The sequence below is a fragment of the Microcoleus sp. OTE_8_concoct_300 genome, from assembly GCF_031383065.1.
GTDB lineage: Bacteria > Cyanobacteriota > Cyanobacteriia > Cyanobacteriales > Microcoleaceae > Microcoleus.
The window spans coordinates 1-8,765 of record NZ_JANMZH010000821.1 but is presented as its reverse complement, the minus strand read 5'-3'; the positions used below and the strand labels follow the sequence as shown (position 1 = coordinate 8,765).

Below are 8,765 nucleotides of genomic sequence, written 5' to 3'. Positions count from 1 at the left end.
TAAACTTGTAAGCTTTGTACATTATCGGATTTACACAATAGTTATAATATTATAGCACAGACTAAAAAAATAATGTTGCTTCGCGGTTTGTTTTTTTGGTCGCTATCCATCCCCACCCTGTAGACGGATGGGGAATTCCGCGACATTTAGGTTAAATCGAAACAAAACCGCCGCCTGAGAGACAGACAGCGGTTTTTTGAGCAACTAACTGCAGCCTAAAATTAGTGAGCAGAACCGTTGCCGTGATACTTGTCAGTATCGTAGAATCCGTTTTTTGTACCGAAGAACAGACAGCAAACGGTGAAAACTGCTGTCAAGACTGCTAAAACTAACTTAACGTCCATAATTTACCTGCTGTTGTTGAGTGAGTGGAAATACTCAAATTGTAGAATCTTTTTGGCTGGCGCGGCCATCTACCAGCGTAGCGCCGGATTTGCTGGGCTGTACTCTGGTGCGGCAGTTTCCTGACGGCGAGACGATTCGGGGAATTATTGTCGAAACCGAAGCTTACGGCCCTGGAGACCCCGCTTGTCACGCTTACCGGCAGCGAACTCTTCGCAATGAGGTGATGTTCGGGCCTGCGGGTATGAGCTATGTTTACTTAATCTACGGGATGTATCACTGTTTTAACGTGGTGACGGATGCAGAGGGAGTTGCTAGTGCTGTGCTGATTCGAGCTTTGCAGTTAGATCCGGTTCCCAAAGAATTCGCTGGAATTCCCGAGAAGAAGCGATCGCGCCTGGCCGCCGGGCCTGGGAAACTGTGTAAGGTGCTGGAGATCGATCGAACTTTAAGCGGTTTTCCCTTGGGTTGGGGCCAACCGCTGCGGTTGGAACACCGGAGCGAGCACTTTCAGCAAGCTGTGGAGGAGGGTACAATAAATTTTGTGCAAACTACGCGGATCGGGATTTCTCAAGGAATTGATTTGTCTTGGCGCTGGTATGTAGGGAACTCTAAGGCTGTGTCACAACTCTAGTAATGTCAAAGGTATCAGTGTAAATTTTGTCGGTTATCTTAGTGAAATTATGGCTTACTCTTCTGAAAACCCGATCGTACAACTCAAGAAATGCCTAACCCTGGTTCACGAGGTTAGCACTCACACCGAAGCCAACCGGGCCTTCGAGCAATTGTGTGGGATTATCGATGCTGAAAACCCAATGGCGGCGCAACTTTTGGAGATGTTGTGGGAAGAAGCAATTATGGCGAGGCGATCGGCTTTATTTTGGCAGCAAATGAGCGATGTTGAGAAAGATATGGCTAATAGAATGATGGAAAATATGACGCAGATGCGGCAGAATTATTTGCGGCTGATGCAGGAAATGTAAGATTTTGGGAATGGGGAATTGGGCATCGGGCATGGGGAAATTGAGACTCAACTCTGACGGAGTGACAATCCTGTTCAGCTTGAGCATCTTTTCCCCTGTTTTTTCTAGCTGAGCGAGGAATCAAGGGGTAAAAATAGGTTGTCTTCGATGTGCGATCGGACTTCAGGTGAGACGTTACAACCACTGTTCAGGCATTCCATCAAAAATTTATTAGCCTGATAATACTGAACAAGCAATTTTTTTTGCGCTTCTGTGAACTGCCAATCCTGACCTATATCACGATAATTAATTATCACATTTCTTAATTTTTTAGTCCACTCTAAACCATTATTTAGCCACCATTGCTTAAATGTATCTCTCTTTGAAATAGGCAAATTATTTTTCAATTTTTCAATTTTTTCCTTAAACTCAGAATTAGTATTTTCTTTAAGGATATCGTCGAGAGTTATAGTGATAGCATTGAAGATAACATCAGGAATATAAATATTAATTGCTGTAGAGGTAGCAATTGTTCTACTAATAGCAAGAGCACTTATATAGTCGATAGCAAGATCTATGTCAGTTGTGGTGTTGATATCAATATCTAAGCCAGTGGCAATAGTGTTAGTGGTAGTAACCTCAATAAGGCTACCAATAGCGCTGCCAGCACAGTCTGGGTCACTGGCGATAGCAATAGCGCGAGCGCGGGTAAGGTAAAAAAGACGAACGGCTGCTGGTTTGTAAGAAACATTAACTGAATTCGATTTCTTACTTACCCACCTAAGAAATTCCTGGAGTTTTTTATCAGTAATCATGAGCATATCAACTTGTTGGTTCATTAGTTGAAATAAACTATCTGCTGCGGGCAATTTCTTAGAAGCCTGCAAAAATACTTGTCGCCACCGTGGTTCAGTTATATGAAGGACGAGTTGCTGACAACCCTGTTGAGAGATTGCCAATTCCTCGGCACTCAAATACTCTTGAAAAAATTGATGAAAAAAAGAGGATTTTTTCCGGTTTTTTTTAAACAATAAGTCAAAGACAAGTTCAATTAACTCAGAGACAAGTTCAATATCAGCTAAAGCATCTGAAGCAGAGGATGCGATCGCCTTCTTACCATCAACGGCATCAAATACCTGTATTTTGTATCCATTTTGTTCCAACCATTCAGGAATATCCCGCCAATTTTTTAGGGTATTGAGTGGTTTTTTGGTCAGTTGTTCAACATACCGATATATTGTCTTACACAGGTCAGCTTCCACTCCTCGAGAATTTTTATATAGCTTTTTAGCCATTTCAGCAGGACTATAACGACAAAGTAATCCACGCAGATGTTTCTTTTCTGTCGGTGTGAGTCCCTCCCGTTTCTTGTGAGGCGCAAACTCTCGCTTGGCAACGGCTAAGTCTTTGTATAACTTTTGCAGATCCCAATTAGTTGCGGCTTCGGCAAATAAGTCTTCGGATGAATCTGGAGTGCGTACCATCATTACCACACGATCGAGTCCCTAACAGATCATCCTAACAAACTTCCTAACCTTTGTTTGGAACCGACCAGCTATGGGAGTGCAAAGCTATAGATGTACTGATTCAAAAATCTAAAAGATATGACGAAACAGCAATCCAACTACCAACAACTGTCTCTTTGCATAGACAAGCCTATCTCTACCTTGATCAAAGACCTCAAGGTGTCTCGCCATCCCGTCGTTATGGATGCTACCAACAAACTTGAAGAAGCCCTAGGCCTCTTGCAATATATTCAGGATGCTGGAGTCGTCAAATCGACGAAAACAAAAACAGCTATTTACGAACTCCTGACCAAGGTTTAACGAAACTCGCGTTATCTAGTGGGGTGTGCATCTTGCTAGCCCCACTCTATACAGGACTTATGCAGGCACACTATATATAGTGTTCCTGCATAAATACGAACGCTAATAATTGATCCAAACTATTTGCCCGATCGCAATTACCAACTTTTCCTACTTCATTAAAGCAGCGCCGCGGTTGTAAAGTTCGCGCGCGTAATCAGTCCAAGTTCCCTGTCCCCAATAGCGGAAACAGCTTGTTTGTAGCAGCAAGTTGTAAAGCAAAGCTTGCTGGTATTCAAACTGCTTGGTAACGGTCGCATCTTGCTGCAACAGCGCGTCGTATTTTTTGTGAAATGCAGCGCTGAGTAGATTCATCGGTTCCAAGACATTTTCATAGCCTTTGACCCAACTTAAATCGTTAGTCCAAGAAGCACCATCCATGTGAAAATTGTGGTCTGTTTGCTTGAGTTGGGCGATCGCACTTTCCACTTTTTCCGGCGTCGCACTATCAGGATCGACTAGGTGCCAGATTTTGTGCTGGTTAATCCCCTGACAAATCGGATAATCATCAGGATTAACGCCCGCCGCTTCAATTATCTCCAAATATTCAGTGCCGTTTAAACCGACAACACCGGATTTTCCGCCGCCTTGTTCGCGGTTTTCGTGCCAAGCTTTGACAAAGGCGCTGGGAAATTCATTCATCATGACGCCGCCATTTTCGCCGTCGGCAATTTGAGTAACTAAAGAAGGAACTGTGACATTGCCAATTTGCTGTTTGTTGCGTCCTTTGGCTTCGTAATAAGGCTGCATTTGACCGACCAATTTCGTATCTGAACCTTGGGTTTTAATCAAAGCCGTGATGCTGATTGTTTCGCCGCGAGAATTGCGGGCAACTAAACGGTTGGGAATATATTTTTGGTCTTGCGACAATCCCGAACCGTCGGGATTTTCTACAGAATGTTCTTGCACCATCAGCCAGCGATAGCCGCATTCTTTCAAAGCTTTGATGTATTCGTAAAGTGTATCTGGGTGATTGGGAAAGTGCATTTCTGGGGGCGAAAAACCTTTAACGCGCTTGAGGGCATCTATGCCAAAAATGGCTGCAAAATGATGTTGCCATGCTTGAATTTGGAGTTTGATGTCGGGAATGGGAGTTGAGGGAATGACGGCGTGACTCCACATTGTCCCCAGCCATTCTACGTGAGGTTGATATTGAGGATCGCAGGTAATCCGCTTGAGATTGTCGAAGATATCGTCGCGTCCCATTTGGCGCAATCCCCACAATAAATTGCCCGAATAGTCGAGCATAATTCGCGGGTTGCAGCCTTCGGCAATCAGTTGGGGGATGAATTCTCCCATGCGGGAATAGCACCAAGCAAAGACTCCGGCGTTGTGATTGTCTCCTTGGTTGGGATGTTCAAACATCTGCTGGAGATTGCTGATTAGTTCGCCGTTTGCACCGGCAGGAATTGTGGGTTGGTGCATATGGAGGGCGCAGGCAAATCCGGCTTGAATGTTTTCGAGGCGCAGATTTGTGGTAGGTAGAAAGACTGGTTCGTTGCTATTGGCTGCGGCATTAATTTCTGCTTCGGATCCGCAAATATTGGGCAATCCTGAGTTGATTTCTTGTAAAATCGGTAAATTGGGAGATTGTGCGATCGCAGGCATAAATTTTTCTCAACAATTGTGGAGGAACCGTGTCTGCTATTGCTAAGATAGCTAGATAATTTAACAGTAGCAGATGATGTCGGCAAAAGATAAATTTCACATATCAAATCCGTTAACATCGGAATTATGCATCTCTCTCTTCTCTTTCTCTGTGTCCTCTGTGCCCTCTGTGGTTTAATCATTCCGATACAACCGGAATTGACATAAGTCCGGGAAAGCGGAAGCCGCCAATCCTGGGTAAAATGTTTAACACATTTCACATAAATAGGCGAGGTAAATTATGAAATACGAAATCAAGGTTTTGGAACCAACGGATTTGTGGTATGTCCAAAATAACATCAATCCTGAAACCAATAAGTTTTACCATCCCACTAAGAATATTCCGTTTGTTCAGCAAGTAGAAATTAACTTGAACAATTCTGGAGTGATAATTCAAAAAGGCGCGCTGCATTGGTGTATGGGGAAATTGACTTATGGTGTTTATAAAACGGATAACCGTTTGAAAGATATGTGGGTATCTTTGACAACGGAAATGGACTACAACGCTCCCGTATATCAAGGGACTGGTACGGTGAAACTCGAACCGAGACAAAAAGGGCATTTCCTGCATTATACGCCGATCGAGCTTTTGGATGCCCAGCAGTGGGAGTTTGATGACGGTATATTTCAGTTTTGTTCGGACAATGTAGTTATCGGTGCTAAAAAACTGAAATTCCGACAAGTGGCGGGTTCTACTGACGGTAGGTGGAGAATTGCTGTTACAGCTTTGCGCGAGCAAAAAGCTACTGTTGTAGCAGCTACAAGTTCACCGGCTAAGATTGTCGAACTCCAACAAGGTGAAACTTTGATAGCTGATTGCGATTTAGTCAAAGGATTTACCAAGGGGATTGAAGAAGATTATCGAAAATTAGGTCATTTTGGCAAAGGCGGCGGAGAGGGTTATGTTTGGTTTTATCAGGGGAAAGGTAAATTATTAGTATGTGAAAATGATGCTATGGGTTTGGGTTGAGTTGTTTCATAGCGACAAAAGATTCGATCGATATTCGGAACACGATACAAATGGCCAGTGACTTCAAAAGCAGCAGGGAAACGGCAGTGCCTATAGTTGCCAACTTAACTTCAAAAAACAGTCTTTGCTCGCTCTCATGAGCCTATAGATCCCCCCGGCGCCCCCCGTATTAAGGGGGGAACCGGAAGCGATCAAAGTCACCCCATACTCCCCAAATCGTTGCGGGGATGCGAGGGGGATCGAAACTCGGGTATAAACGAGAGATACAAAAGTTTTTAGGCGATTGTTGAGACGATGAAAGGCAGTGCGGTGTCCCTACTGTATTTTAAGCAACAGTGCGATCGCCCGAATCTGCCCCAACATCCGCTAGCTGCGCGTATCTCCCTGTATTCCCAATGGCCTACTTGCTTATTTGGCGAGAAATCATATACTTTGTCATGTTAAGAAAATATCTTTTTGATTCATCCAGGAGCGAGAAAAAAAAATGTACATTGTACAAATTGCCTCGGAGTGCGCCCCAGTCATCAAAGCAGGGGGTTTGGGTGACGTAGTTTACGGCTTGAGTCGGGAGTTACAGAATTCCGGCCACTGCGTCGAGATTATTCTACCCAAGTACGACTGCATGAGGTATGACCACATTTGGGGGCTTCACGAGGCCTACCGGGATCTGGCTGTGCCCTGGTATGGCGGCGAAATCCTCTGTGATGTCTTGTGCGGCTGGGTGCACGGGCAGTTGTGCTTTTTCATCGAACCTCGCTCTCTTGATAACTTTTTTAATCGCGGCTGTTATTACGGCTGCAATGACGACAATATGCGGTTTGCATTTTTCAGCAAAGCCGCTTTGGAATTTTTGCTCAGAAGCAACAAGCGTCCCGAGGTGATTCACTGTCACGATTGGCAAACTGGTTTGGTTCCAGTCATGCTGTTTGAAATTTACAAATACAATTGGATGGAAAATCAGCGAGTCTGCTATACCATTCACAATTTCAAACATCAAGGCATGGGAGGAATTGATATTTTGCAAGCAACGGGTTTGAATCGAGAGGATTATTATTTTGAGTACGATCGCCTGCGAGATAATTTTAACCCTTTTGCCCTCAACTTTATGAAAGGCGGCATTGTTTACTCGAACTTTGTCACCACGGTTTCGCCGCACCACGCTTGGGAAGCTCACGTCGGCGAGTTCGGCTACGGTTTGGGCCACACTTTGCATTTGTATCAAGAGAAGTTTCGCGGGGTGCTCAACGGCATTGATTACGATGTATGGAATCCCGAGAGCGATGGCTATATTCCGGATCATTACACTAAGGATGATTTGGCAGGAAAAGCCAAAACTAAAAAAGCTTTGCGCGATCGGCTGTTCCTGGGCGATGCTGACAAGCCTATTATTACCTTTATCGGTCGTTTGGACGATCAAAAAGGCGTTCATCTCGTCCACCACGCAATTTATTACTCTCTGAGTAAGGGAGCGCAATTTGTGCTTTTGGGCTCCGCCACCGAAGCGGGAATTAATACGCATTTCCAGCACGAGAAACAGTTTTTAAATGATAATCCAGACTGCCATTTAGAACTAGGTTTTAATGAGGAACTGTCGCACTTAATTTACGCGGGTGGGGATATGATTGTGGTTCCCAGCAATTACGAACCCTGCGGGCTGACTCAGATGATCGGGTTGAGGTACGGGACTGTTCCTGTGGTGCGGGGAGTTGGCGGTTTGGTGAATACTGTGTTCGATCGAGATTACGACACTCGCCACCTCCGGGAAGAACGCAACGGTTACGTGTTTTACCAAAGCGACTACGGCGCTTTAGAGTCAGCGCTCGATCGCGCGATCGGATTGTGGTATGACTACCATGATGAATTTGAAAAACTGATGATTCAAGGCATGAATTGCGATAATTCGTGGAAATATCCAGCTAAAGACTATGTGGAAATTTACGAGCTAATTCGACATAAATAATCAGTAGGGGCGGGTTTTCCCAGAGATATTTTCTCTACCATTAGGAATAGATAAACCCGCCCTTATCTAACCAGAGAGAGATAATGTTTTGAGTAAAAAGGCGGGGGTGGAAAGTACGAATGGAGATTGTAGGGTTTCCTTGCCTGTCGTTCTCAAGTGCGATCGCCGAAGATAAGAGTATAGAAATTAAACGGCTGGTTTTGACCCGCCCTTACAAAAAATGAACTCACAACTAGAACAACAAGTAACCATTATGCAAGACAAAACACCAGCCGCCGGAGCTTCAGCAAACCCAACAGTTGAAACTCCTTTATTCACCTCAGAATTTGCAACAGAGGAAAAAGTCAGAGTGGAAGAATTTAAGATTAGCGGCGACAGCTTAATTGCTAAAGTCAAAGAACTAATTGAGCAAGGAAAACTCCGCCACCTCGTCATCAAAAACTCGCAAGGGCGGACTTTGGCAGACATTCCGCTGATGGCGGCATTGGTAGGCGGCGTTGCAGGATCGGTAGTCTTTCCAATTGCTGCTGTACTGGCTACAGTTGGGGCAGTTGCGGCTCATTTGACTGTAGCTGTCGAGCGGAAAGAATAGTCATTAGTCCGCAGTCATTCGTCATTCAATAGTGTAATTTGTCATGGCGATTGAACCAATGCGAGAGCGGAGGGGGTTAATCTTTTTAAGGCAGAGCCTGGTAACGCATATATACAGGCTCTGCCTCGCTGTTTCTAGTCTCAGTGTACTGTAGGCAGAGCCTAGGAACGAGATGATACCAGAATTTTTAGGGTGAAGTATTCTGTTAGTTTAAGTTGTTTTCCCAGATGACTTTGCTACAATGGAATGGGGCTAATGAAAAGTTTTACCCCATATATATATATATTTAGGGCTTGCTGAAAAAGTGAGAAAACAGCATTTAGAAAGATGAGTGAATTCGAGTTCTCCTCGGCAATATAAGTTTTGTCAATTGTGTTCTGGCGAAACATAGCTTTTACCAATGATTGAAGCCAAAAAACATGAAAAA

At 44.3% G+C, this 8,765-nt stretch carries 9 protein-coding genes; 6 read left to right on the top strand and 3 right to left on the bottom strand.

The features are described 5' to 3' along the window. Positions 1 to 221 precede the first annotated feature (221 nt). Entirely contained in the window at positions 222 to 344 is a 123-nt protein-coding gene (locus tag ACUVJL_RS36350; RefSeq protein WP_006633228.1) for a hypothetical protein, read from the bottom strand. Positions 345 to 364: 20 nt separating this feature from the next. Between ACUVJL_RS36350 and ACUVJL_RS36345 the strand changes: the two genes are divergently transcribed. Together ACUVJL_RS36345 and ACUVJL_RS36340 are read left to right on the top strand one after the other, a co-directional pair. After that, positions 365 to 976, top strand: coding sequence for a DNA-3-methyladenine glycosylase (locus ACUVJL_RS36345; protein WP_445250256.1), 612 nt, complete (start codon positions 365 to 367; stop codon positions 974 to 976). A 49-nt stretch (positions 977 to 1,025) separates the two neighbouring features. Continuing rightward, on the top strand, positions 1,026 to 1,325 hold the full coding sequence (locus ACUVJL_RS36340) for a hypothetical protein (protein ID WP_445250255.1): 300 nt from the start codon (positions 1,026 to 1,028) through the stop codon (positions 1,323 to 1,325). A gap of 104 nt (positions 1,326 to 1,429) precedes the next feature. Here the strand turns inward: ACUVJL_RS36340 and ACUVJL_RS36335 are convergent, their stop codons facing one another. Further along, on the bottom strand, positions 1,430 to 2,791 hold the full coding sequence (locus tag ACUVJL_RS36335) for an NACHT C-terminal helical domain 2-containing protein (protein ID WP_445250254.1): 1,362 nt from the start codon (positions 2,789 to 2,791) through the stop codon (positions 1,430 to 1,432). Between the two features lie 117 nt (positions 2,792 to 2,908). Between ACUVJL_RS36335 and ACUVJL_RS36330 the strand changes: the two genes are divergently transcribed. Further along, positions 2,909 to 3,130 (top strand): hypothetical protein, encoded by a 222-nt coding sequence (locus ACUVJL_RS36330; protein ID WP_332959430.1) that lies wholly within the window; start codon positions 2,909 to 2,911, stop codon positions 3,128 to 3,130. Between the two features lie 150 nt (positions 3,131 to 3,280). Here the strand turns inward: ACUVJL_RS36330 and ACUVJL_RS36325 are convergent, their stop codons facing one another. After that, positions 3,281 to 4,777: a glycosyl hydrolase family 57 gene (locus ACUVJL_RS36325; RefSeq protein ID WP_445250253.1), complete on the bottom strand. Its 1,497-nt coding sequence runs from the start codon at positions 4,775 to 4,777 to the stop codon at positions 3,281 to 3,283. A gap of 280 nt (positions 4,778 to 5,057) precedes the next feature. Here ACUVJL_RS36325 and ACUVJL_RS36320 point away from each other — a divergent pair, with 280 nt between their 5' ends. The 3 genes from ACUVJL_RS36320 to ACUVJL_RS36310 all read left to right on the top strand — a co-directional run bounded on the left by ACUVJL_RS36320 (position 5,058) and on the right by ACUVJL_RS36310 (position 8,338). Beyond that, positions 5,058 to 5,786, top strand: a complete 729-nt coding sequence (locus ACUVJL_RS36320) for an AIM24 family protein (RefSeq protein ID WP_445250252.1) — start codon at positions 5,058 to 5,060, stop codon at positions 5,784 to 5,786. A gap of 484 nt (positions 5,787 to 6,270) precedes the next feature. Further along, positions 6,271 to 7,746, top strand: a complete 1,476-nt coding sequence (gene glgA / locus ACUVJL_RS36315) for a glycogen synthase GlgA (protein WP_445250251.1) — start codon at positions 6,271 to 6,273, stop codon at positions 7,744 to 7,746. Positions 7,747 to 7,966: 220 nt separating this feature from the next. After that, a complete protein-coding gene (locus ACUVJL_RS36310) occupies positions 7,967 to 8,338 on the top strand; it encodes a DUF4342 domain-containing protein (RefSeq protein WP_445250250.1) in 372 nt (123 codons plus the stop codon). Positions 8,339 to 8,765: the final 427 nt, after the last annotated feature.